We start from the raw sequence: 23,906 nt of genomic DNA, 5'->3' as shown, positions 1-23,906 counted from the left end.
CAATGGGGTGTTTATGGAACAGTTAGATAAGTCGGATTCCTCTACTTTTGGGTGTGTCGGATAATGGGAGGAGGTCACGAGAATTATTTAAAAAACTTCTATTCAATTAATAAAACGGAGATTCATTCGCTAATAATTGAATTTAGTGATAAAATTGATGATAATAAAAATCTAATTGACGCAATCCTTGAAAGTATTGGTAGTAATATTTCACAATCAAATCCTAATTCAAGAAAATTAGTAAAAACTCTAACAGAATTCACCAAAAACTTACAATCATGCATATAGACTTCATTAACAAAACATCTTTCTTTAATAAAAACCAAGATTATATTAACTATATAAGAGGCTTAGCAGATATAATATTCCAGCCTGAAAATATTGGTTCAATTGGCTATATTCAGAGTAAACAAGAAAACTTTTCGCATACTAGATACAAACAAGTCGGTCAAACAAAAAATGTTTATGAAGTTTTACCTTCGGAAAAATTAGAGACTACATTTGTTCATAAGTGTCTTTCAACAGAAGGGTTAGGTCCATTTGAACAAACTGTGCTTTCAAATATTCTTAATTCTGACTACTCAACAATTGTAATAACAGGTGCTTTGGGAAGTGGTAAGTCAAGCCTAGTAGACCATATACTTGACTATATGAGCAACAATATCAAACACGAGAATTGCAATAATTATAGTCTTTGTAAAAGCCACGATACATTATACATATCAATCGACTTTATAAAAGGCTTTAATTCAAATAAATCAGAAGAAATATTGAATGAGTTCGATGCAAAACTTTATAATAGTTTTACTCATGTTATAAGAAAAATATTTAGTGAAAAACAGCTTTTAGAAGAATTCATCAAATACTCAACAAGTTACACTGAGGATATTTTAGTTTCCTTTAAATTTTTAGGACTTAAAATTAGACAAGAAAAAAGCTGGGATACTTTAACAACTGAAGACAAACTTGAACAAATTATAGATTGGTTACACAATAGATTTGGAAGTGAGTTCCCATTAAGCTATAAAAATACGGTTCTTGCGGAAATGATAAATTTTGTAGGAGATAAATTTCCAGAAAGATTGAATGGTTGCTTCATCATGGTTTATGATAATATCGATAGATTTTCAGATGAAGTGCAAAATGAGGTAATCAATCGATTATTAGGTGTTTCTCAAATAATTAAAGCAAAAACTTTAATATGTTCAAGGCTCACGACTTTTGGTAAAATTTCAGGCAATTCTTCCTACGCCTTTGGCGTAGTCGAAAATGCAGGCCATTTACCAGTATCTATTATTATTCAAAGGATAGCTCATTATATTGAGAATAAGGATAAACAAGAAAACTATATTAATCTACGTTCGGTAATACCTACTATCTATTTAACGGCATTCGATAATAGAATTAAAGAAATTTATCGATTACTTACCAAGGAAAACAGTTCACGACTTTATGAGGTGTTAGATGCACTATCTGGTCTCAGTATAAGAAGAGGGTTGCACCTTTCAAGAAGACTGCTTATTAACTATGTTTCAGACTATTTATCCATTCCAGAGGAAGATATGTTAATTAGTGGAATTCTATGCAAGAATAATGAAAATGCACAAATGACATATGATGATAGAAGGATTACAAATATTTTTTTATCGCATCACAATTTAAGTAATAGCTTAACAAATATCCGAATTCTTGGTATCCTACATACTTATAGAACAAAGGATAGACCTATTCGATTAAATGAATTACTACACTATTTAAACTTATACGGAATAAACTCACAAGATGAAATATATCATTCCATTGATGTTCTATCAAGTGTACGAAAAAGGTTAATTTCCTTAAATGGCATTAGTAAGTTTAATAAAGAAATGCTATTTAATGACACCAACCTAAAAAATTCATTTGTACAATTGACTTGGGCAGGTAATAAATATTACTCTAATCTATGCGAAAACTTACAATATTTACAAGATTGTTTTGGAATAATCAATTGGTCTAAGTTAGCCCTTAATGGAAATGGTAGCATAATTACACAACATATTGAAGAGAAAAAAATAGAGATGAAGGATAACGTGCTACTTAATGATTCAACTTTCAATTTTCTCAAGGACTCTTTAATGGAAAATATTTCGGGTGATATAACTGAAATAATTCCAAAAACTATTGACTCAAACAATTTTCAAGAAAGAATCAAACTTTTAAGGAAAGGTCTTTACATTTATCTATATGAAGATATTTATCAATCCCTTGTTTATGAAAAAAATGTGTTTAATCCTGAAAATTTACGTCAAAATAATCATCTTCTGTTTATAAATAGTTTATCAACAGTTGATATGATTGCGACAATATCAAGGTCTGTATATCGTATATCTATATCAAAAAACCTTTCCAATAGGGCGGTTTATGGAGAACTCTTAAATTGGAAAAGCCTATTAAGACTATCCTATTATTGGAATTATATCATTTTCAAATCAAACAGTAGACTATCATCAGCAATTATGAAAGATTTTGAAAAAATATAAAAACTTTGCCTAACATTTTATAAACTTAATAACAGGAAGTGTAAAGTATTGTATTTGTACATGATTAGTTGTTTTAGTTTATTGGTGCACGATTTAAGGTAGTAACGGTTTGCGTATTATTGTTAATGAGTCGATAGATCAGATTTAAAGACTGTTACCTTTTGACAGAATTTTAAAAGCTAAAGCTGCCATTTAGACAACAGCTTTTCGAAAACATATTTACGAATTTGTGTTCTTCTGTCACAACTTGCAAAATCATTGGAATAACAATAGTCAGATTGGTCATGAGAGCAATTTCTTTAAGCAGTTTTTTTGGTTTCATCGAAGTTAGTGGTTTTAAACACCGAAAGATAGTAAATATATCAAAATTGTATTGCCCAAATTTTGTCAATAAAAAAGGCCCTGCAATAATGCAGAGCCTCTGTCTATTTATCGCTTATTATCAGCTACATTTTTTATCTGTTCCATTACCATTCCCGGTAACTTCCCAGGTATTTCCTGAATTTAACAGCTCATCAACGCAACTTGCTTTACGTGTTTGCTGAACAGCTTTAATCTGTGCTTCCATTTCCACATCGTAAACCGGAGCCGGAACGGCACGAATAACACCCATTGCCACCGGCATATCAGGCAATTGCATATTAATTAGCGCCATGTGCAATGTTGGATCAACTTCAGTGGCATCGTGTACCAAAATATCAGCTTCTGTTACGCCGTTTTCACCTAATTTCACCACTTTTAATTTACCGTTTTCAAATACCAGTCCTTTTTCGTTTTCAGCACCAAAAAGCATTGGCTTTCCCTGTTCCAGAATAAGTTGGCGATCGGCCCTATGGTTTGGATCGCTAATGGCATTGTGTATTCCGTTATTAAAGATTACACAGTTTTGCAATACTTCAACTACCGAAGTTCCTTTGTGTTTTTCGGCTTCTTTAAAAACCGATTGGCTAAGTTTTAAGTTTCCGTCAATAGAGCGGGCATAAAACGAGCCACGCGCACCAACAACAAGCTGGCCGGGTACAAACGGATCTTCTACCGTACCAAAAGGCGAAGTCTTACTAACAAAACCGCGGTCGGATGTTGGCGAGTACTGCCCTTTTGTCAAACCGTAAATGCGGTTATTAAAAAGCACCACATTAATGTCGATGTTTCTTCTGATAAGGTGGATAAAATGGTTTCCACCAATTGCCATGGCATCTCCATCGCCGGTCATTACCCAAACACTTAATTCCGGATTGGCAGCTTTAACACCCGATGCTATTGCTGTTGCACGTCCGTGAATGGTATGAAATCCGAAAGTATTCATATAATACGGAAAACGCGATGAACAGCCAATACCGGAGATTACGGCAAATTTCTCTTTCGGAATTCCCAATTCGGCCATTGTTCGCTGAACGGCATTCATAATGGCAAAATCGCCACACCCCGCACACCAACGTACTTCGTTTTCGCTTTTAAAATCTTTAATTGTATATTTTACGTCAGTCATTGCTTAGTCCTCCAAAAGTTTAGTGATACTTTCTTTTAATTCGCTCACGGTAAATGGCAATCCTTTTACCTTATTGGCCTGGTGGTATTTAAAATCAGGCATTTGGTCGCGCAGGTATGCAGCAAACTGTCCGAGGTTTAGTTCGCAAACAATAATCTTGTTAAACTTGCTGAATACTTCTTTTGTATTTTTAGGAAGCGGTTTAATGTAGTTAAAATGAGCCAGGCTAACATTTTTACCAGCCAGGCGCATTTCGCGTACCGTACTTGCTGTATGGCCATAGGTTCCACCCCAGCTTACAACCAGTACATCGCCACCTTCTTCATCGCCACAAATTTCCAAATCAGGAACAAGATCAACTACTCGTTGTACTTTTTCTTCACGAATTTCGCAGTTTACCTGGTGGTTTTCCGGATCGTGGCTAACGGTTCCGGTAACGTTTTTCTCAAGTCCTCCAATTCGGTGCTCGAAACCTGGCATTCCGGGGAATGCCCAATCGCGTGCTAAAGTATCTTCGTCGCGTTTATACGCCTGGAAACCTTCTGCACTTTTTGCAATCCTTGGTGTTATCGATGGTAGTTCCGCCATGGTAGGAATCTTCCAGGGTTCGCTACCGTTACCCAAAAATCCATCGGTTAACAGAATAACCGGTACCATACGTTCCAAGGCTATTTTAGAGGCTAAATATGCATAATAAAAACAATCTGAAGGAGTGCTTGCTGCCAACACTACCACCGGACTTTCACCGTTTCGACCATACAGAGCCTGCATCAAGTCTGACTGCTCAGTTTTTGTTGGCAAACCGGTTGACGGGCCCCCACGCTGTACATTTACAATTACAAGTGGTAATTCGGCCATAACCGCCAGGCCAATTGCCTCACCTTTTAATGCCAATCCCGGGCCGGAAGTGGTAGTAATAGCCAAATCGCCGGCAAACGAAGCACCAATAGCCGAGCAAATACCTGCAATTTCATCTTCAGCCTGAAAGGTTTTTACCCCCAGGTCTTTCCGCTCTGACAGTGCAGATAGAATATCGGTAGCAGGGGTAATTGGATATGAGCCCAAAAACAATTCCAGACCGGCTTTTTCGGCTGCTGCCAAAAATCCCCAGGCTGTAGCATGGTTCCCATTTATGTTACGGTAAGTTCCGTTTTCGATATTGGCCGGATTTACCAGGTAACTCGGGGTCATATGCTGCATGGTCAAACCGTAGTTGTAACCATCATGAAGTACTTTAACATTTGAATCTACTACTACGGGCTTTTTCTTGAATTTGTCGCGGATAAATTCTTCCACATAATCAAGCGGGCGATTAAACATCCAGCATACCAAACCTAAAGCAAACATGTTTTTGCTTCGCAGCACACTTTTGTTATCCAGGCCAAATTCTTTTAACCCTTCTTTTGTTAAACTGGTAATCGGTACCGGAATTTTAAAGAAGTCTTCCAAATTACATTCCTTGAATGGATCATCAGTTGTAAAATTTGCCTTTTTCAGGTTTTTTTCTGTGAATGAATCAGAGTCGTATATTATCGTACCGCCGGGCTCCATAAATCGCGCATTGGCTTTAATGGCAGCCGGATTCATTGCAATAAGTACGTTGGCATTGTCTCCTGGAGTATTAATTTGCTTCTTTCCAAATTGTACCTGGAATCCCGATACACCACCAACTGTTCCTTGTGGTGCACGAATTTCGGAAGGATAATCCGGAAATGTAGAAATGTCATTCCCCAGAAGTGCCGTGGTATCAGAGAACAATGTTCCCGTAAGCTGCATTCCATCACCAGAATCTCCTGAAAACCTAATGGCAACTTCTTCAAGTTCGATTACTTTAGTTTCTTTCATCTCTAAAAAAATTTGATTTCAATTTCGAAAAATAGACCCCGGATTTCTGATTAGCCCGAATTTTCAATTTTTCGTTATATTCTTTTAAGTCCGTATAATTCATAAAAAAAACGACTCCAAAACTAATAAATCATAATTTCAGAACCGGTTTTCATCAAGGTAGAATCGAATTTTACCTAACAAATGTAACCATTATTTAACAAGATTTGAATGACATATATGATAGTTTTCCGGATTTCTTATTTTTGCAATCTATTTAAAATCAATTCAGATAATGGCAATAATCAGAGAACTCAATAACAAAACACCAAAAGTGGGTAAAGACTGCTTTTTGGCCGAAACAGCAACCTTAATTGGCGATGTGGAAATTGGTGACAACTGCAGCATTTGGTATAGTGCTGTGCTTCGTGGCGATGTGCATTACATTAAAATTGGTAATAACTCAAATGTACAGGATAACGCCACCATACACGCAACCTACAAAAAAAACCCAACCAATATTGGCAGTAATGTAACCATTGCGCATGGGGCAATTATACATGGCTGCACCCTGCAGGACAATGTTATGATTGGAATGAATGCGGTAATTTTAGACAATGCTGTGGTAGAAAGTAATTCAATTGTAGCTGCAGGCTCGGTGGTTACAAAAGGAACGATTGTAGAATCGGGGAGCGTGTATGCCGGAGTACCTGCAAAAAAGGTAAAAGATATTAGCCCCGAGCTGCTGCATGGCGAAGTTGAACGAATTGCCAATGCATATCATACCTACTCCAGCTGGTATAAAGACTAACACATAACTTTTGTTTTTAAAAAAGAACGACCAAGAGTTTTTACTTTTCAAATAGTTTTCCTTTTTTCGTTAAAAGTTAGTTTACTGGGTAAAAATAGTTTGTAAAAGCACCTTTTATTAAATCGAATAAAAAACACAGAAATACGATGAACGAACATGAACATTCATTCGAAAATTACAAAAACACGGATGAATGAGTTATATGTAAGTTCCAGAATGTCTTCTACTATTTTGAACATTCAGAAATCAAAAAAAACTTTATGCAAATGAAACCAACCTTATTAATACTCGCAGCCGGAATGGGAAGTCGTTTTGGCGGTTTAAAACAAGTTGAGCCGGTGGGGCCAAATGGCGAAGCCATAATTGACTATACTATTTTTGATGCCATACGTGCCGGGTTTGGCAAAGTTGTATTTATTATCAGAGAAAGTTTTGCCGATGCCTTTCGTGAGAAGTTTGATAAAAAACTGAATGGAAAAATTGAGGTTGAATATGTATTTCAGGAACTGGACAAACTGCCAAAAGGCTTTACTTTACCCAAAGGCAGAGAAAAACCATGGGGAACAGCCCATGCCATTCTGGTTGCCAAAGAGCTCATAAACGAACCATTTTGCGCACTTAATGCCGATGATTTTTACGGCGAAAAAGCCTACTCGGTTATGGCCGACTTCCTACAAAATACGGTACAGGAAAAAACCTACTCGATGATTGGCTATCAATTAAATAACACGCTATCGGAGCATGGTTCGGTGTCGCGCGGGATTTGTACGGTAAACGAAAATAACAACCTGGTTAAAATTGTTGAAACTACTAAAATTTTCAAAAAAGACGATGCCGCTGTTTCGGTTGAAGCAGATGGTACCGAAGTGGCGCTGAACGGCACCGAAAAGGCCTCGATGAACTTTTGGGGTTTTCATCCATCGCTGTTTACAAGCCTCGAGAAAAAATTTGTTCAGTTTCTTGAGGAAGAAATCGACAAACCAAAATCGGAAATATACATTCCTTCGGTTGTTTTTGAAATGATTGAAGACAAAGAGATAGACGTTAAAGTTTTGGAAGCCAACTCGCCCTGGTTTGGCGTAACGTATAAAGAAGACAAGCCAATTGTTGTACAAAAGATTAAGGACCTGATTGATGCAGGTGTTTACCCTGAAAAACTGTGGGACTAAAAACAAAGATTTTCAACTAAACCAAAACAATGAATACCAGCACCGTTGCCATTGCCGGGAATTTTAAGCTTGACGGCGAAATAAAAGAAGTACGCCCATTGGGCGAAGGCTTTATTAACGACACGTTTTTTATAGAAACCAAAGGCGTTGCTCCTGACTATATTCTGCAACGAAAGAATAAACGCATTTTCTCGCCAATCCCAGACATGATGGACAACATACAAAAAGTATGTACCCACATTAAAAAAAAGGTACTGGCACAAGGTGGCGATCCGCTGCGTGAAGCAATGACGATTATTCCGGCAACGGATGGTAAGCTTTATTTTTTAGACGCCGAGGAAGAATACTGGGCTGTTTGCCGGTTTATTAACGACACCGTGGCCTACGAAGCTGCAGAAACACCGGAGCTGGCTTATGCCGGAGGAAAAGGTATCGGTAAATTTCAATCGCTGGTTGCCGACCTAAAAGAGCCTCTAACAAACATCCTTCCCGGTTTCCACGACATTGCTTACCGGTTTAAACAATGGAACGAAGTGCTGGCAAAAGATCCCGTTGGCAGAAAAAAAGAGGTTGCAGAAGAAATTTCGTGGATTGAAAGCCGAAAAACAGAAATGCTCGATTTCTGGCAGCTGGTTGAAAACGGTACCATTCCTACCCGAATTAGCCACAACGACACCAAAATAAACAACATTCTTTTTGATAAGAAAGGTGACGTACTTTGTGTAATTGATTTAGACACGGTGTTGAGCAGCACCGTTTTAAATGATTTTGGGGACGCCATGCGCTTTTACACCAACACTGGACTGGAAGACGATAAAAATACCGATAATGTATCGATGGACATGGCTATTTTTAAGGCTTTTTCCAAAGGATACCTCGAAGAAACGGTTTCTTTTCTGACACCCAGGGAAATTGAATTTCTGGCTTTTTCAGCCCGCTATATAACCTACGAGCAAGTTTTGCGTTTTTTAATGGATTACATTGATGGCGATAATTACTACAAGATAAAATACGCCAACCATAACCTGGTTCGTACAAGGGCACAATATAAACTACTTTTAAGCATGGAAGCCCAATATAAGGAGATGAAGGAATTTATAACAACCTACGTTGCAGGGCTGAGAAACTAAAAATGTACGTTTTTAGCGCTTACATCTGTTCCCATAAATAAAGCAGCTTTACTCTCGAAAGTTTCTGCCGACTCGGTGGTTTCATAAACAATATTTCCTCCTTTTGTTAATCGCTCTTCCATTTCGGGATGTCGCTGCAAATAATCTTTTAATTTTTCGGCAACAATCGCTCCCTGTGTAAGAATATGAACGCCTTGAGGAACATGCTTTTGTATAATTTTAAGGAGTAAAGGATAATGCGTACACCCCAAAATAAGGGTATCCAGTGCAGGATCTTTCTTAAATATTGCATCGATATTTTTTCGGATAAAATATTCCGCGCCTTCATTTTCCATCTCGTTGTTTTCAACCAGGGGAACCCACATGGGGCAAGCTTCCTGAACGGTTGATTTTACCCGGCCTCCCGACCATTTTTCGAATTCGATGGGATAAGATTGCGAAGCCACCGTACCAACTGTTCCCAAAATACCAACCTGTCCGTTTTGCGTTATTTCAGCTACTTTTTCAACACTGGGACGAATTACACCAAGCACCCTGTTTTGGGGAGCAATATTTGGCAAATCGAGCATTTGAATGTTGCGTAAGGCTTTTGCCGAAGCCGTATTACAAGCAATAATTACAAGTGGGCATCCCTGTTTAAATAAATACTTTACCGCCTCAAGGGTGTAATTGTAAACCACATCAAACGAACGGGTACCGTAAGGCGTTCGGGCATTATCTCCCAGGTACAAAAAATCATATTCGGGCAAGGATTTAACCAGTTCTTTTAATACGGTTAAACCTCCATAGCCCGAATCAAAAACTCCGATTGGAGAAGACTTCATAGCATATTATTTTTATCGACCAATGCAGGTAGGCTTTACTATTAATTGCATGCGAGCCTGCCTTACTTTTCCTTTAATTGCAGTAGAAAAAACGTTTAACGTTCAGTGGCCATTTGGTAGGCACTATGGTAAAATTTGCCCAGATTCGACCAATCAAAATGCATCGATGCTTCTTCGCAGCGATAACGCAAGGCAATCCTGTCGCGTCGCGAGAGGTTTACAAACTCGAAGAGCATATTAGCCAGTTCTTCGGCAGCGCGATGGAAGTTCCCATCTGTGCGATCGATAATGTACATGCCATTCTCGTCATGGTCGGGTAAATTATTCACCACATAATCGCCAAAACCTGCAAGATTACTTGTTACCGAAGGTAATCCACTAGCCAAACACTCCAGCGGAGTGTAGCCCCATGGCTCGTACATACTCGGGAATATTCCTAGATGACAGCCGCGAACAAACTGCGTATAATCCATTTTAAACAATGGGTTGGTAGTAGAGATAAAATCGGGGTGATAAACAATTTTTACTTTATCGTGTCGGTTGTTTACCAGGTTCGAGGTTCGTAAGAAATTAAGAATTTCATCTTTAGCATCGTCAACCAGCGTATGAGTTACAATTTTTGGCAGGTTTTGGGTTTTCCAGCTTTGCACATTCCTTCTTAATTTTAAGCGCAGGTAGTCATCAACCAAGGCTCTTAAATCCGGAAATTGGTAGGGCCCTTTTAAGGCTGTAATTTCTTTATACAAGCGTTCTCCTACCTGCTCCTTTATTTCTTCTACTACACGTGCAACATCTTCAATCTGTGCTTTTGATTGTAACACTTCAGGATTAAAAGAATAAAACGGACGTTTAGTGATGAAGAAAGAAACAACAGTCATATCGGTTCCGGCCTGCTGCATTTTCCAGTTTAAACGGGCCAATGCTTCCAGGGTAAGATCGTAACCTTTATTCTGATATTCGTATCGTCCGGATGTAAAAAAGTACAGTGTTTTATCCAGATCGAAAGAATAACTTTGAAAGAAGTGCCCCATTACAAACTCGTGAATTTTCTTTTTCACCTGTACGTGTTGATTCTGGACCTCGTGAATGGCTTCGAACCGTTCAATATTCAAACCATTCGGCAAAATCTTATCGGGTGTTCGGCCAAGCAAATTGGTACACTCGCTGGCCGTAACTTCACTTACTGTTGTAAACACATGCGCTCCATGAGCCGATGCCCGTTCAATCTGAGCAATTGGCATTACGTTAAACTTCTGGGCTTCCTCTTCCCAATTATAAAATGGCAGATGACTGTAGAACTCATGATCATTCATTGCCAGGTATCGTCCCAAAAGCGTAGCATGTGTGGTGAAAACGGTTTTTATATTCAGGTTTGATTTCCGTATTCCGGGTATTGGCAAGCCAGCCATCCACTCGTGAAAATGTGCTATTATATTGGTTTTGCAGAACCCTGTTTCGCACAGGTAATGAAAAAACTCTTTAACCTGAAAACCAAAGGCAGCCACTTTGTCCAGTAAATCATCGCCGTCGGGAATAGAAATATTATAATCTTTAAACAGGTAATATTTTATTTCTCCGAGTTTATCGTAAACAGAGTAAGGATTAAACAGTACAACGTTTGGCCTTCCAGACACAATCCACTGGCCATAGTAAACTTCAAACCCGCGTGATTGCATCTCCAGAACAGCCTGTCCGATGGGTGTTGAAAAATCAGTAGCCGGATCGAAATGGGCGGCTGCCTGATCCGCAAAATACGGCCCAATCAGAAAATAATTATCGTGCCCCCTCTGTGTGATTACCGATGGAACTTTTGAACGTATAACCGTATATATACCACCAACCTGGTTACATACTTCCCAGGCGATTTCAAATAAAATGGTTTTGTCTGTTTGTTCGTTCGTATCCTTTTCCTTTTTTAATTTAGTTGCTGCCATGTGTTCAATTTAGTTAGATCTTTGTTTTTCATTTGAGCATTCAAATACTCTCAACTGCTCATTCTTCCTGCCATTTTAATTCCAATAAATATAGTTTTTATCTATTATCATTGCAATATGTTTTAAAATAAAAAAGATTATTCGCTACCAATACCTAAAATATGCTTAAAATTTATTACATCAAACAGCCTTCTTTTCTACCGTGTACTTTTGGCACAGTTAAAAATGATAGTGGCAATCTACCGCTCGCAAAATTCTTCCGGTCGCTATTTTTATATTAAAAAAAGGCATAAAAAAACCGCTTAACTTTCGATAAGCGGTTTTTTGTTATATGCTAATGGTATGTTTTACTGTATACCTAATTTTGCTTTAACCAATGGAAGAACATCCACGCTCTGGTTTGATTTGTACAAAATTGTTCTGTTTCCTGTACCTGCGTCAAAAACATAAATTAACCCTTGTTCTTTTGCTACTTCTTCAATTGCCTTTTCTGCTTTATCAAAAACAGGAGTAAGCAGTTCGGCTTGTTTTTGCTGAACTTGTTGTTGAGCTGTTACCTGGTAATTCTGAATGCGTTGTTGTACATCCTGAATTTCTGCAATTTTTGCATTTCTTTTTATTTCTGATGCTGCTTCTCCCAATGCTTCAAATTCGGCTAATTTCGCCTGATAGTCTTTTTGCATTTCGCCAAGAATTTCTTCCAGTTCTTGTTGAAAGGTGTTAAATTCTGCTTCTGCAGCAGCGCGCTCGGGCATTACTTGTACCAGGGCTTGCAAATCAATGTGTCCAAACTTTAAGGCTTGCGCATTGGCAGCAGTATATGATGCTACAGTGAACACGAGCACTGCCATTAGTTTCATTAAATTCTTCATAATCAATGTGGTCTTAATTTTTGCTTGCAAATATAGTATTTAATACCAATTATAAAACGAGCATTTCAAATAATTACACTCAAAAGTTTAATTAAACAAAAGCCCGTTCATTACTATACTGCTTAAAATAAATAATTAATTTTTATGGTATAAAATAAATTCTGCGATTCAATTTGAATCCACCATCCTATTTCGGTCTATTACTTGTATCCCAGTTTTTGCAATACCTGGTCGCTCAAATCGTAGCGCGGGTTGGTAAAAAACAATGTTGCATCGCCTGATTTATCAAAAATAACAGCATAACTGCCATCGGTAGCAATTTCCTGAACGGCATTAAAAATGTCGTCTTGAATAGGTTTAATTAAACCCTGCCGCTTTTTAAACAAATCGCCGTTAGGGCCAAAGTATTTGCGCTGCAATGATTTATATTCTTTCTCTTTTGTAATAATAACATCTTCGCGTTTGCGTTTCATATCTTCCGATAACAGTACGCTTTCAGCCTGAAAATCCTGGTACATCTGTTCTATTTCCGCGTGCATGGATTCCAGTTCTTTTTGGTACTGCGACGACAATTGGTTCAGCTGCTCCTGTGCTGCGTTAAACGAAGGAATGTTTTCCATAATATATTCTGAATCGATGAAAGCAAATTTTTGTGCATTTGCAAAAACGGTAACTGAAAATATTACGGCAAGTGTTAAAATTATTTTCTTCATGGCAAATTCTTTTTTAGTTAAACTGGTTTTTGTCTATCATATTTTATGCCAAACCTGTTTCTTGGTTTAAAACTGTTGTCCGATAACAAAGTGGAACTGACTGCCTGCAGCATCGGTAACACCAGGTACTTCGTCGAAACCATATCCCCAATCGATACCCATTAATCCAAACATTGGCAAGAAGATACGAACACCAACACCAGCCGAGCGGTGTAATTTAAATGGTACATAGTTTTGGAAACTTATACCTGCATTACCGGCCTCAAGGAAAGCCAGGGCATAAATGGTTGCACTGGGTTTCAAGGTTATTGGGAAGCGCAATTCGGTAGTAAATTTCGAGTACATATTCGATCCGTTGTTCGGGCTTAAGCTGTAGTCTTTGTAACCACGCAGGGCAATATAATCGGTACCGTAAATATTGTACCCCGACATACCCGAGCCACCAACAATAAATCCTTCGAATGGCGATTTTCTGCCTTCGTCAAAGTAGCCAAGAAATCCCATCTCGAGTGCGGTTTTAAGTACCAGTGTATGATCGCCTCCCGGGTTGGTAAGAGGTGTAAACCATTGGGCCTTTAACAACCATTTGTGGTATTCAATCCACTTGTAACGCTCTTCGTTTGAAATGCTTTCATCCGAGTAGTCTTTATCGTTAAACCACGAGTATGGCGGTGTAACTTTCAATGCCAATGAAATGTTCGACCCTCTCCTTGAATACAAAGGATTATCAACCGAGCTTCGTCCGAAAACGGTTTTAAAACTCAGGTTATTAAAAGTACCGTTCACCTGTCCGGTTTCGTCGGCAAGGAAGTAAAAATAACTTCCCATGTTTCTTAAGTTATAGTGCTCGAGCGACAACTCGTGATAAACCGTAAAGTAGTCATCGGGCCACGATAAGCGGTAACCATATCCCAGGGCAAGCGCTGTGGTTTCCCAAATCTGGTCATCTTCCTCGTTGTCATCTTCCGAATCGTAATTGTAAGTATATTGCGGATAGCCATAACCTCCGTATCCGCCATACCCATAGGGCGAATAACCGGAACCATAGGGCGAATAACCATAACCTCCATAGCTGCCACCGTAGCCATAAGGCGAATAGCCGTAACTGCTTCCGTACCCGTATGGATTGTAGCTTTGGTAATATTTATTAGCACTGTAGTTTATGCGCGAATGTGAAAGAGATACCGAGAACGAGTTTGGTTTTTTACCACCAAGCCAGGGCTCGATAAACGATAAACTGATTGTACGGTAATATTTTCCACTGGTTTGATAACGTAAACTCAGTGTCTGCCCGTCACCGGTTGGCAACGGACGCCAGGCTTCCTTATTAAAAATGTTACGAACCGAGAAGTTGGCAAATTTTAAACCAACCGAGCCCACAAACATACCGGCTCCCCAACCTCCTGATAATTCAATCTGGTCGTTGGCTTTTTCCTGCAACTGGTATTCAATATCAACAGTTCCATCTTCGGGGTGAGGTTGTACATCTGGATTAATGGCTTCAGGATCGAAGTGCCCGAGCTGTGCCAGTTCCCTGTACGATCGCATCAACAAGGTTTTGCTAAACAAGTCTCCCGGATAAGTACGAAGTTCGCGTCGGGCAACATGCTCGTGTGTTTTTGTGTTTCCAACAATTCGCACTTCGTTAATGGTTGCCTGTTTTCCCTCGAAAATACGCATTTCGTAGTTTATGGTATCGCCGTTTACATTTACTTCAACCGGATCGAGATTAAAAAACAGGTAACCACGATCGAGGTAAACGTTATTTAAACCTTCTTCATTATCAAATAAGCGTTTATCCAAAATTTTCTGGTTAAACACATCTCCTTTTTTTATTCCTAAACGTAAATCAAGATAATCAGATGGATAAACCGTGTTTCCCACCCAGCGGATATCGCCGAAGTAATATTTGTTCCCTTCTTCAATGTCAATATCTATATTTACCCGTGGTTTGTTCTTCCGCCCCACCTCTACCTGGTAAATCGAATCATTTGTGATTATAGCATCACGGTAACCTTTTTCGTTGTATTTATCAATAAGGTTAGCCTGATCGTTCTCGTATTCTTCCTGCAAAAACTTTTTGGTTTTAAAGAAGTTGCGCAACGATTTTTCGTTGGTCTTTTTCATGGCCCGTTCAAGCGTAATATCCGTTAGCGCCTGGTTGCCAATAATGTCAATATTATTAACCTTTACTTTCTCCTTTTTATCCACATAGATATCGAGCACCACACTGTTGTTTTGTGTTGTGTCATCGCGCTGAACAACGTTTACCTCGGTATTTAAGAATCCTTTCCCGTGGAAGAGGTTCATAATGGTTCGTTCGGCACTGTTTACCTGATGATCAGTAATCTGACTTCCCCGAAGTAGTAATACTTTTTCGGTAATATCATCTTTCTCTGATTTTGATACCCCGTAAAAATTTACATCTGCCAAACGCGGACGTTCCTGCAGGTAAATATCCAACCAAATCTGACTTCCAACTATTTTTGTGGCCTGAATTTTCACATCGGAAAACAGGCCCTGCTGCCATAGTTTTTTAATTGCCAGTGTAATCTCGTCTCCCGGCACCATAATTTCATCGCCAACCTTTAAACCTGATAGCTGAACCAAAACGGTTTTATCCAGATACCGGATTCCTGAAACCTGCACGTCGGCAATGGTGTATTGGCGTGCACTGGAATAATAAATCGAAAAGTTTGTACTATCAGCGTCTTGTGCAAATAGCTGTGGTACAAACACCGTAAAAAGGAATAAAAAGGCGACTAATGGTCTTTTAATTCTACTCATAAAATTAGCTCGTTAACTGTTCACTTGTTTTTCCAAATCTTCTCTCTCTGTTCTGATAATCAATAATGGCTTCAAATAAATCCTGTTTTCTAAAATCGGGCCATAATTTATTTGTAAAATGTAATTCAGAGTAAGCTATTTGCCACAGTAAAAAATTGCTTATCCGGTATTCACCGCTGGTTCTAATCAGCAGTTCCGGAGCGGGCATTTTTGCTGTTGACAAATAATTCTGGAACAGTTCGTTATTTATTGTTTCTTGTGTAATCTTGTTTTGTTGCACATCTGCAACCAAATGCTTCACGGCATTTACAATATCCCATTGTCCGCTATAACTCAGGGCTAAAACCAGGTTTAAGCCGCTGTTGTTTTTTAATGCGTCAATGCATCCGTTTAGTTTATGGCGTACTTCTTCGGGCATTATTGCCACGTTACCAATTACGCTTAAACGAACGTTATTTTTATTTAGCTCATCGGTTTCTGCTTCAATGGCATGTACCAAAAGCCCCATAAGCGCATCCACTTCTTCTTTGGGACGATCCCAGTTTTCGGTTGAAAAGGCATAAAGCGTAAGGTGTTTAACGCCAATTTCACCGGCACCTTCCACTACTGAGCGAACAGACTCAACACCATTCTCATGCCCCATAATGCGCGGCTTGCCATATTTAGCAGCCCAACGTCCATTGCCATCCATAATTATGGCAATATGTTTTGGAATATTGTTGTTATCTATTTTTTCAGACACTGTTTTCATTACCAATTTTTAGCATCGTAAGCCGGACATGCCTTTTTCCCTATAAAAATCATGTACGTGAGATGCACTCCCAAGTACCCTGCCCAATCATTATTATGCGAACCGTCGTTATAAATTATGGTTTCGCCAAATCCGTTGACATGTGCCAATGGATCGTCCAGGTCATCCAGCTTATCGCTCATGTATTTTCTCATCTGGTACTCAACGCCTAATCCTAACCTATCGCCAATGGTGTATTTAAAGCCAATACCAAAGGGAATAGTTGGTGTAACTACCGATTCTTCATAATCAGTTACAATAATTTGCCCGGTTGCCGGATTGTATTCCAACTCTGGATGGTTGGGATTAAATTCTGCGATTTCCCTGGCTTTAAAATTATAAGGGAAATAGGCAACACCTATTCCTGCGGTAACATAAGGACTAAAGCGTAATTTCTTTTTTCCTAATATATACCTCAGGTAATTAATTTCTGCCTGCAGGGATAAATCCTGAACCATTTTATCAAACTCCCACGGAGCGCTTTCTACTTCTCCGGTGCTCGAAAAAGTACCGGTTAAAAACATGGCTCGCATCGCCACGCGGGCATTAAAATTATACCTGAAATAAGCTCCAAAATTTAAATTGAACGATTGAAACGGGGTATCGTCATCCATGTCGCCATGTACCGAAGTTAACGAACCTCCCCAAATTCCTATGTCAGCCGTTTTTTGTGCATGTACTGAAACAGTCAGAAAAACTGTAAGCAACACCAATAATAATTTCTTCATTTTGGTATTAAATTTTGTTTTTTTCACAATGGTCTCAGACATGTTATTTTCTTTCATTTTACTCAATTGAAAGGGTGTTCTTTATTGTTGAATCAAAATGAATTTATACCAGGCAAAAAGCCTCAAATCACACTTAAAATCCGAACAAAAATAAACACCATAACCAACTGAATATCAATGAACTTATAGCTTAAAAAACGCTTTAACTTTTGCTTTCAAAAGCTACAAAAGTAATATAATTCTAAAAATAACATGCTCCTTTGCTATTATAAAACCCAAACAAAGATTAAAAATTGTTAAGTAGGCCAATGAAATTCAGTTCCTCCGGTCGATTCCCCACATTAACTTGGTTCGTAGGGTGTGAAAAAATGGCTGTTCAGGCAGCTGAAGTGTTTTTAATTTAAAGGCGGCCTTTTTAACCGTTATTTTTGTTGAAAACTCAACAGCTACCGAGCGCGAATCGAGTGAAGTCAGGTAGTTTGTTCCCCTGCCCTCTACTTCCAACTCAATTTCACTGTCGTCGGGAACTACAATGGGCCTGATGGTTAAATTATGCGGCGCCAATGGTGTAATAACAAAGTTGGCAGAATTTGGTGTTAAAATAGGCCCACCCACACTAAGCGAATAGGCTGTTGAGCCCGTTGGTGTAGAAATTATTAAACCATCGGCCCAATAATTATTCAGAAAGTCACCATTAATTCGTGCAGTAACATTTAACATCGAAGCGTTATCGGTTTTTAACACCGTCATTTCGTTTAGTGCAAAATTGAAATCAAGGTTTTCACGGTTCGAAAACTCAATCTCTAGCATCGAACGCTCAACCACCTTGTAATTTCCGGTAAAAATATGTTCCAGAGCACTGTGCACTTCATCTTCCGAAATATCGGCCAAAAACCCCAGCCTGCCGCCATTTAATCCAATAACAGGAATATTAAAATTTCGGATATTTAACACGGACTGCAAAAAGGTTCCATCGCCACCAACACTAAAAACAAAGGAATTATCAGGATCAAAATCGGAGTACGAATGAAAAAATGAAGTGTAATAAGTGGAACTGTTTAACTCTTCAACCAGGTGCGAATAAAACGGTTTATACAACTGCACCTGAATATTTTTTGTGCGAAGAAAACTGAAAAACTCCTGTAAAACAGGAACAAAATCATCTGAGACAATAGTGCCAAACACTGCAACTTTCACAATGGGTCGTAGTTTAAATGTTCATAAATTTCATAAACTGATCGAAGCGATCCTGGTAAAGATCGTTTAACATCGACCGATCCTGATAAATTGCTTTAACATTGTAATCGTATCGCATAAGGGCCTGCACCACCCCCGACAACTCCTCCGAATCAAGTTTAATAATAACATCAAGCACATTCGCTCCCGGCTTCCGGTCGATAAAGAAACTCAGTATTTTTACATCGTTGCTTTCTACAATCTGGCTTATTTGAGCAACCGAATAATCGGTAACATTCATTTCTACAACCACAACACCGCCCACTTCCTGCAGCGAAAACAGGTTGGCAAACCTACGCGCCAAATCATACAGAGTAATTGCCCCAAGGTAATAATGATCGACATCCAACACCGGCAATACGCTAATTTTTAGTTTGTACATCACCACGGCCAGTTCAAAAATATGCTGATCCTTGTGTGCATGAGTGGTATTTAACTTATCGAGCGCTGTTGAAATAGGAACTTCCACCAGGTTCAGGTCGTAAACTAATTTATCAGAAACAAGGCCAAGATATTTTGTATCGTCAACCACCGGAATATGCGACACACGATACACATCCATATGACTCAGCGCCTTACGCCCGTTATCGGAACTGGTAACCGCCGGAATTACATCTGATATTAATTTTTCTGCCAACAAAACTTTAGTGTTTAATGTTATTCGTTCAGTCTGAAAATAGTAACTTGCATTATTAAATATTATCGTTTATGACCAGACTAAGTGTAAATATAAATAAAATTGCAACACTGCGAAACTCTCGCGGAGGCAAAGTTCCCAGTGTAAAAGATGCCGCCATTAATTGTCAGAAATTTGGAGCACAAGGCATAACCATTCATCCGCGACCTGATGAACGCCACATTACCCGTAAAGATGTTTATGAAATTAAGCCCGTTATTACCACCGAGTATAACATTGAAGGTTATCCGAGCGAAGAGTTTTTAAAGATGGTTATTGAAGTGCAGGCCGACCAGGTTACACTTGTTCCTGATACAGATGCGCAACTTACCAGTGATCATGGCTGGGACACCTGGCAGCATCTTGGGTTTTTAAAAGAGGTAATCAGCCGTTTGCAAGAAGCCGGAATTCGTACTTCGGTATTTGTTGATCCGGATGAAAAAGCAGTGGAAGGAGCTGCCGAAATAAAAACAGATCGTATTGAACTATACACCGAACCCTATGCATCAATGTATCCTTTGGATAGAGCAAAGGCGATTGAGCCCTTTGTTGCAGCGGCTAAACTTGCCGAAAATTTGGGAATAGATGTAAATGCCGGTCACGACCTGAGCCTTGAAAACCTGAATTATATGTATCAAAAAATCCCGAACCTGAAGGAAGTCTCCATTGGGCATGCATTAATTGCCGATGCGCTTTACATGGGACTTGAAACAACAATAGAAAAATACCTCAATTGCCTGAAATAAAACTTAATGAGGCAAAAATTCAACAAAGCAAAATAAATGGATTTATTTTTCAGGAAACAAGGAAATGGAACACCTTTGGTGGTCGTTCATGGCCTTTACGGGTCGTCTGACAACTGGATAAACATTGCCAAACGGCTGGCAGAAAAACACACAGTTTACCTTGTTGACCAGCGCAATCATGGCCGTTCGCCATTTGCCGACTCGCATACATATAATGATATGCGCAACGATCTGGAAGCCTTTTTTGAAAAACACGGTATTGAGAAAGCCATTTTACTTGGGCACAGCATGGGCGGCAAGGTTGCGATGTGGTTTGCTGCTGATTTTCCCGAAAAAGTGGAAAAACTGGTAATTGCCGATATCGCTCCAAAAGATTACCTCCAATTAAAAGAAGACAGCCAGTTTTACCTGCACCAGAACATTCTTTTGGCCATGCAGGAGATTGATTTCTCGTTGGCAAAATCGCGAAAGGATGTTGATGATTTTATGGCAGAAAAAATTGACAATGAACGCATAAGACAGTTTCTGCTGAAAAATGTGGAGAAAAACAAAAAAACAAAACAGCTGCAATGGCGCTTAAATGCCGAAGTACTTTATGATTACCTTGAAGAGATTGTAAGTGGTGTGAATATTCATTGGTTAGACGACAGGATTCCAATAACCGCTTACCCTGTTATTTTTATTCGCGGACTGCTTTCAAAATACATTCTTGACAACGACAAGGAACTGATAAAAGAGATTTATCCGGAGGCCCGCATTGTTGATATCCCCGAAGCAGGACACTGGTTACATGCTGAACAGCCCAAAAAGTTTGCCGAAGCAGTATTTATGTGTTGTTGATTGAGGAAATTGTTGCAATGCTTGAATGCGGTAACGCTGCAATGATTTAATGAGCGGTAACTTTGCTTGTCGCTATTGCTCGGAAGCCTCCCCCTTCGCCAAACACAATTGTAAAACGGTTAACCCCATATTACACCGATACGTCTCTGTTTTGCATTGCTAGCGGTTATACTTCAGCGTGGTTTCCCTCAAAAAGTTTTTCTGCCTTGTTTTCAATTGTTTCCACTGAAATCGCCATCCCCAGTTCCCGGTAGGTGTTCCCGGGGTGTTCATTCGCGAACGCTCGTCAAGCTCCAGCACATCCTGCATAGGTAAAATAGCGGTTTCGGCAACCGAAGACATGGCCATTTCCACCAGCTCTCTTATCGAGTCATAAGTTGAGAAATATTTGCTTACCATTTCCTTTTCCTCTTCAGCAACTGCATTTAACCAGCCAAGTGTGGTATTGTTATCATGCGTTCCGGTGTATACCACAAAGTTTTTATCGTAGTTATGCGGTAAGTCCTTATTGGTAGCATCAGTGGTAAAAGCAAATTGCAACACTTTCATTCCGGGTAAATTAAAGCGTTCGCGCAAGTGGTCTACCTCAGTGGTAATTATTCCCAAATCTTCAGCAATAAAAGGCAAAATACCAATCTGGCTTTTTATCAAACTCAACATTTCGTAGCCATGCGCCGGAATCCATTTTCCGTTAATAGCCGTTTCCTCATCAGCCGGAACCGACCAAAACGACTCCAAACCGCGAAAATGATCGATACGCACCAGGTTAAACATATTTAAATTAAAATGCAGTCGGGCCATCCACCAATCGTATTGGCGCTCTTTTAGCCGGGGCCAGTCGAACACCGGGTTCCCCCATAGCTGGCCGGTTTCAGAGAAGTAATCGGGTGGTACGCCTCCTACTTCTGTTGGATTTAAATCCTCATCCAAAAGAAAAATATCTGTATTGGTCCAAACATCAGAACTATCACCCGACACATACAAAGGAACATCGCCAACAATTTGCACCCCATTTTCGTTGGCATAGCGTTTTAACCCATGCCATTGCCTGAAAAAAAGAAACTGAATAAATTTTTGATAATCAATCTGTTTTTTCAATTTAGCCGTAAGAGCATCCAGCGCACCCTGCTCCCTGAATTTAATGCCCCTATCCCATTCGCTCCAATGCAATCCGCCAAAATAATTGCGTGCTGAAATAAACAAGGCATAATCATTTAACCACCAGCCATGTTCATTCAAAAAGTGGGAATACTCATTGCTGTAATCATTAAAACGATTTTCCTGAAATCGAATAAAAGCCTTTTCCAGCAATGATTTTTTCCAATTCGTAACCTTGTCAAAATCTACTTTCTTCGCACTAAACCGTGGCATTGCCTGAAAATCGTCAGGTGTTAACAAGTCTTCCTGCATTAACAACTCACTATCAATAAGCAAGGCATTTCCACCAAAAGCTGAAAAACACTGATAGGGAGAATTACCTGCGCCAACCGGCCCAAGAGGCAGAATTTGCCATAGTTTTTGCCCGGTTTCTACCAAAAAATCGACAAAGGCATAGGCTTCTTTTCCAAGGGTACCAATTCCTTCGGCCCCCGGTAACGAGGTAATGTGAAGAAGAATTCCACTTTTTCTATTGTTCATTTTTAAAATTTTCTCTGAATTGTTGTAAATGCGCCGCCGTTTCTCTTACAATTCGCTGAACTGCCAACCCATGGTTTAAATCAGCAATTGCGGCTTCCTTATCGTCACCGGTAAAAAACTGGTAATGTGCATGAACCATCGATCGCAACCACCCCGGAGGCACATGCCCCGAAGGAAAGCTGCTTACCGGCTCGTACCTGCTCCCAATCATTTGTTTCACCCATTGGTTTGATCCTTCGGTGTAAAACTCAAAATAATCGGGATGTTCCGAAGAATAGCGCAAAGCTCCTTTTTCGGCATAAATCTCCAGGCTAACGAGGTCGCCCGAGCCTGAACTGATGCGACTTGCCGACATATTGCCAACCGCCCCACTTACCGGCTCGAATAACGCCAGCGAACTAAACAAATCAGAATCTGCCGGCACACCTGAAAATGTTCCGCCCTGTAAAGCGCTTGTTATTTGTAATTTATCGCCCATAAAAGCCATCAACAGACTAATTCCGTGCGATCCAAGATCAGCCATTGCGCCCCCATCAGGGGCAGGAGTTAAACGGGTAACCCGCTTTTTCCGATAACTTTCCTGCAGGTAGTCGCCATGGTAATATTTTAAATCAAAATGAATGGGATTTCCCAGCTTACCTGATTGCCACAATTTCAAACATTGGCGCACCGAGGCAGTTTGCAAATACTGAAATCCTACCTGTATTTTTACATCCGAGCCAACACTTTCGAGCAACGATTTCATTTGCTCTTCTTCAGCAAGCGAAGCGCACACCGGTTTTTCCAGGTAAATTGACTTTACATGAGGCATTCTTATTGCCAGTTTAAAATGCTCGAAATGTACCTTGTTGGGCCCCAGTATAAAAACGGCCTCAATGTTTTCATTCCTGCTGAATTCCTCAACCGACTGCGCTTCAAAAAATCCCATTTCGGTGGCAAATTTTGCTCTGCTTTCCTGTCGGGCAGAAGCCACTGATTCTAAAATAATATCAGGAACATTTCCATAGTAAAATTTTAAAGCCTGAATGGCGTAAACATGTGCACGGGCAATTCCTCCTGCCCCAATAAAACCAACATGTATTTTCCTCATGAATGTTGTGTTTAATTTCATTCAAAAATAAGGGAATTAACCAAAAAAGAATGCTGCCGGTTAGCTTTAAACAGATCCCCGACAGCA

At 39.5% G+C, this 23,906-nt stretch carries 19 protein-coding genes; 6 read left to right on the top strand and 13 right to left on the bottom strand.

Translation table 11 applies throughout. The features are described 5' to 3' along the window. Positions 1 to 278: 278 nt before the first annotated feature. Positions 279 to 2,522 (top strand): P-loop NTPase fold protein, encoded by a 2,244-nt coding sequence (locus QZ574_RS14525; RefSeq protein WP_297090774.1) that lies wholly within the window; start codon positions 279 to 281, stop codon positions 2,520 to 2,522. A 442-nt stretch (positions 2,523 to 2,964) separates the two neighbouring features. Here QZ574_RS14525 and QZ574_RS14520 read toward each other — a convergent pair whose 3' ends face one another. Together QZ574_RS14520 and QZ574_RS14515 are read right to left on the bottom strand one after the other, a co-directional pair. Then, positions 2,965 to 4,011, bottom strand: a complete 1,047-nt coding sequence (locus QZ574_RS14520; protein ID WP_297090773.1) for a 2-oxoacid:ferredoxin oxidoreductase subunit beta — start codon at positions 4,009 to 4,011, stop codon at positions 2,965 to 2,967. 3 nt (positions 4,012 to 4,014) lie between these two features. Further along, positions 4,015 to 5,856 (bottom strand): 2-oxoacid:acceptor oxidoreductase subunit alpha, encoded by a 1,842-nt coding sequence (locus tag QZ574_RS14515; protein ID WP_297090771.1) that lies wholly within the window; start codon positions 5,854 to 5,856, stop codon positions 4,015 to 4,017. Positions 5,857 to 6,130: 274 nt separating this feature from the next. Here QZ574_RS14515 and QZ574_RS14510 point away from each other — a divergent pair, with 274 nt between their 5' ends. The 3 genes from QZ574_RS14510 to QZ574_RS14500 all read left to right on the top strand — a co-directional run bounded on the left by QZ574_RS14510 (position 6,131) and on the right by QZ574_RS14500 (position 8,945). Next, a complete protein-coding gene (locus QZ574_RS14510; RefSeq protein WP_297090768.1) occupies positions 6,131 to 6,646 on the top strand; it encodes a gamma carbonic anhydrase family protein in 516 nt (171 codons plus the stop codon). A 266-nt stretch (positions 6,647 to 6,912) separates the two neighbouring features. Next, positions 6,913 to 7,815 (top strand): sugar phosphate nucleotidyltransferase, encoded by a 903-nt coding sequence (locus QZ574_RS14505; protein WP_297090766.1) that lies wholly within the window; start codon positions 6,913 to 6,915, stop codon positions 7,813 to 7,815. A gap of 29 nt (positions 7,816 to 7,844) precedes the next feature. Beyond that, on the top strand, positions 7,845 to 8,945 hold the full coding sequence (locus tag QZ574_RS14500) for an aminoglycoside phosphotransferase family protein (RefSeq protein ID WP_297090764.1): 1,101 nt from the start codon (positions 7,845 to 7,847) through the stop codon (positions 8,943 to 8,945). Here the strand turns inward: QZ574_RS14500 and murI are convergent. From murI to QZ574_RS14455, 9 genes are all read right to left on the bottom strand, one after another. Beyond that, complete coding sequence (gene murI / locus QZ574_RS14495; RefSeq protein ID WP_297090761.1) at positions 8,942 to 9,769, bottom strand: glutamate racemase; 828 nt, start codon at positions 9,767 to 9,769, stop codon at positions 8,942 to 8,944. The genes QZ574_RS14500 and murI overlap by 4 nt on opposite strands. A gap of 95 nt (positions 9,770 to 9,864) precedes the next feature. Next, the gene (locus QZ574_RS14490; RefSeq protein WP_297090759.1) at positions 9,865 to 11,703 is read right to left on the bottom strand and encodes a glycosyltransferase; all 1,839 of its coding nucleotides are present in this window, start codon (positions 11,701 to 11,703) and stop codon (positions 9,865 to 9,867) included. A 347-nt stretch (positions 11,704 to 12,050) separates the two neighbouring features. Continuing rightward, positions 12,051 to 12,575, bottom strand: a complete 525-nt coding sequence (locus tag QZ574_RS14485; protein ID WP_297090757.1) for an OmpH family outer membrane protein — start codon at positions 12,573 to 12,575, stop codon at positions 12,051 to 12,053. Between the two features lie 200 nt (positions 12,576 to 12,775). Next, positions 12,776 to 13,288 (bottom strand): OmpH family outer membrane protein, encoded by a 513-nt coding sequence (locus QZ574_RS14480; protein WP_297090755.1) that lies wholly within the window; start codon positions 13,286 to 13,288, stop codon positions 12,776 to 12,778. A 66-nt stretch (positions 13,289 to 13,354) separates the two neighbouring features. Further along, positions 13,355 to 16,075: a POTRA domain-containing protein gene (locus QZ574_RS14475; protein ID WP_297090753.1), complete on the bottom strand. Its 2,721-nt coding sequence runs from the start codon at positions 16,073 to 16,075 to the stop codon at positions 13,355 to 13,357. A 4-nt stretch (positions 16,076 to 16,079) separates the two neighbouring features. Beyond that, complete coding sequence (locus QZ574_RS14470; RefSeq protein ID WP_297090751.1) at positions 16,080 to 16,826, bottom strand: isoprenyl transferase; 747 nt, start codon at positions 16,824 to 16,826, stop codon at positions 16,080 to 16,082. After that, entirely contained in the window at positions 16,826 to 17,593 is a 768-nt protein-coding gene (locus tag QZ574_RS14465) for a DUF6089 family protein (protein WP_297090749.1), read from the bottom strand. Before QZ574_RS14465 ends, QZ574_RS14470 begins: the two co-directional genes overlap by 1 nt. A 315-nt stretch (positions 17,594 to 17,908) precedes the next feature. Beyond that, a complete protein-coding gene (locus QZ574_RS14460; RefSeq protein ID WP_297090746.1) occupies positions 17,909 to 18,790 on the bottom strand; it encodes an NAD kinase in 882 nt (293 codons plus the stop codon). A 13-nt stretch (positions 18,791 to 18,803) separates the two neighbouring features. Further along, positions 18,804 to 19,466 (bottom strand): CBS domain-containing protein, encoded by a 663-nt coding sequence (locus QZ574_RS14455; RefSeq protein ID WP_297090745.1) that lies wholly within the window; start codon positions 19,464 to 19,466, stop codon positions 18,804 to 18,806. A 71-nt stretch (positions 19,467 to 19,537) separates the two neighbouring features. Between QZ574_RS14455 and QZ574_RS14450 the strand changes: the two genes are divergently transcribed. Beyond that, a complete protein-coding gene (locus QZ574_RS14450; RefSeq protein ID WP_297090743.1) occupies positions 19,538 to 20,251 on the top strand; it encodes a pyridoxine 5'-phosphate synthase in 714 nt (237 codons plus the stop codon). 36 nt (positions 20,252 to 20,287) lie between these two features. Further along, complete coding sequence (locus tag QZ574_RS14445) at positions 20,288 to 21,091, top strand: alpha/beta fold hydrolase (RefSeq protein ID WP_297090741.1); 804 nt, start codon at positions 20,288 to 20,290, stop codon at positions 21,089 to 21,091. A gap of 159 nt (positions 21,092 to 21,250) precedes the next feature. On the opposite strand, the gene malQ is transcribed toward QZ574_RS14445, so the two are convergent. Further along, positions 21,251 to 22,729: a 4-alpha-glucanotransferase gene (gene malQ, locus QZ574_RS14440; RefSeq protein ID WP_297090739.1), complete on the bottom strand. Its 1,479-nt coding sequence runs from the start codon at positions 22,727 to 22,729 to the stop codon at positions 21,251 to 21,253. Then, a complete protein-coding gene (locus tag QZ574_RS14435) occupies positions 22,719 to 23,819 on the bottom strand; it encodes a Gfo/Idh/MocA family oxidoreductase (RefSeq protein ID WP_297090737.1) in 1,101 nt (366 codons plus the stop codon). Before QZ574_RS14435 ends, malQ begins: the two co-directional genes overlap by 11 nt. Positions 23,820 to 23,906 lie beyond the last annotated feature (87 nt).

The organism is uncultured Draconibacterium sp., assembly GCF_913063105.1.
Lineage (GTDB): Bacteria > Bacteroidota > Bacteroidia > Bacteroidales > Prolixibacteraceae > Draconibacterium.
The sequence above is the reverse complement of the archived record's forward strand: the minus strand, read 5'-3'. Positions and strand labels throughout refer to the sequence as shown.

Excerpts from the sequence above, each read along its gene's own strand:
- QZ574_RS14525 (WP_297090774.1), top strand. The coding sequence starts at position 279 with ATGCATATAGACTTCATTAACAAAACATCTTTCTTTAATAAAAACCAA.
- QZ574_RS14520 (WP_297090773.1), bottom strand. The coding sequence starts at position 4,011 with ATGACTGACGTAAAATATACAATTAAAGATTTTAAAAGCGAAAACGAA.
- QZ574_RS14515 (WP_297090771.1), bottom strand. The coding sequence starts at position 5,856 with ATGAAAGAAACTAAAGTAATCGAACTTGAAGAAGTTGCCATTAGGTTT.
- QZ574_RS14510 (WP_297090768.1), top strand. The coding sequence starts at position 6,131 with ATGGCAATAATCAGAGAACTCAATAACAAAACACCAAAAGTGGGTAAA.
- QZ574_RS14505 (WP_297090766.1), top strand. The coding sequence starts at position 6,913 with ATGAAACCAACCTTATTAATACTCGCAGCCGGAATGGGAAGTCGTTTT.
- QZ574_RS14500 (WP_297090764.1), top strand. The coding sequence starts at position 7,845 with ATGAATACCAGCACCGTTGCCATTGCCGGGAATTTTAAGCTTGACGGC.
- murI (WP_297090761.1), bottom strand. The coding sequence starts at position 9,769 with ATGAAGTCTTCTCCAATCGGAGTTTTTGATTCGGGCTATGGAGGTTTA.
- QZ574_RS14490 (WP_297090759.1), bottom strand. The coding sequence starts at position 11,703 with ATGGCAGCAACTAAATTAAAAAAGGAAAAGGATACGAACGAACAAACA.
- QZ574_RS14485 (WP_297090757.1), bottom strand. The coding sequence starts at position 12,575 with ATGAAGAATTTAATGAAACTAATGGCAGTGCTCGTGTTCACTGTAGCA.
- QZ574_RS14480 (WP_297090755.1), bottom strand. The coding sequence starts at position 13,288 with ATGAAGAAAATAATTTTAACACTTGCCGTAATATTTTCAGTTACCGTT.
- QZ574_RS14475 (WP_297090753.1), bottom strand. The coding sequence starts at position 16,075 with ATGAGTAGAATTAAAAGACCATTAGTCGCCTTTTTATTCCTTTTTACG.
- QZ574_RS14470 (WP_297090751.1), bottom strand. The coding sequence starts at position 16,826 with ATGAAAACAGTGTCTGAAAAAATAGATAACAACAATATTCCAAAACAT.
- QZ574_RS14465 (WP_297090749.1), bottom strand. The coding sequence starts at position 17,593 with ATGAAGAAATTATTATTGGTGTTGCTTACAGTTTTTCTGACTGTTTCA.
- QZ574_RS14450 (WP_297090743.1), top strand. The coding sequence starts at position 19,538 with ATGACCAGACTAAGTGTAAATATAAATAAAATTGCAACACTGCGAAAC.
- QZ574_RS14445 (WP_297090741.1), top strand. The coding sequence starts at position 20,288 with ATGGATTTATTTTTCAGGAAACAAGGAAATGGAACACCTTTGGTGGTC.
- malQ (WP_297090739.1), bottom strand. The coding sequence starts at position 22,729 with ATGAACAATAGAAAAAGTGGAATTCTTCTTCACATTACCTCGTTACCG.
- QZ574_RS14435 (WP_297090737.1), bottom strand. The coding sequence starts at position 23,819 with ATGAGGAAAATACATGTTGGTTTTATTGGGGCAGGAGGAATTGCCCGT.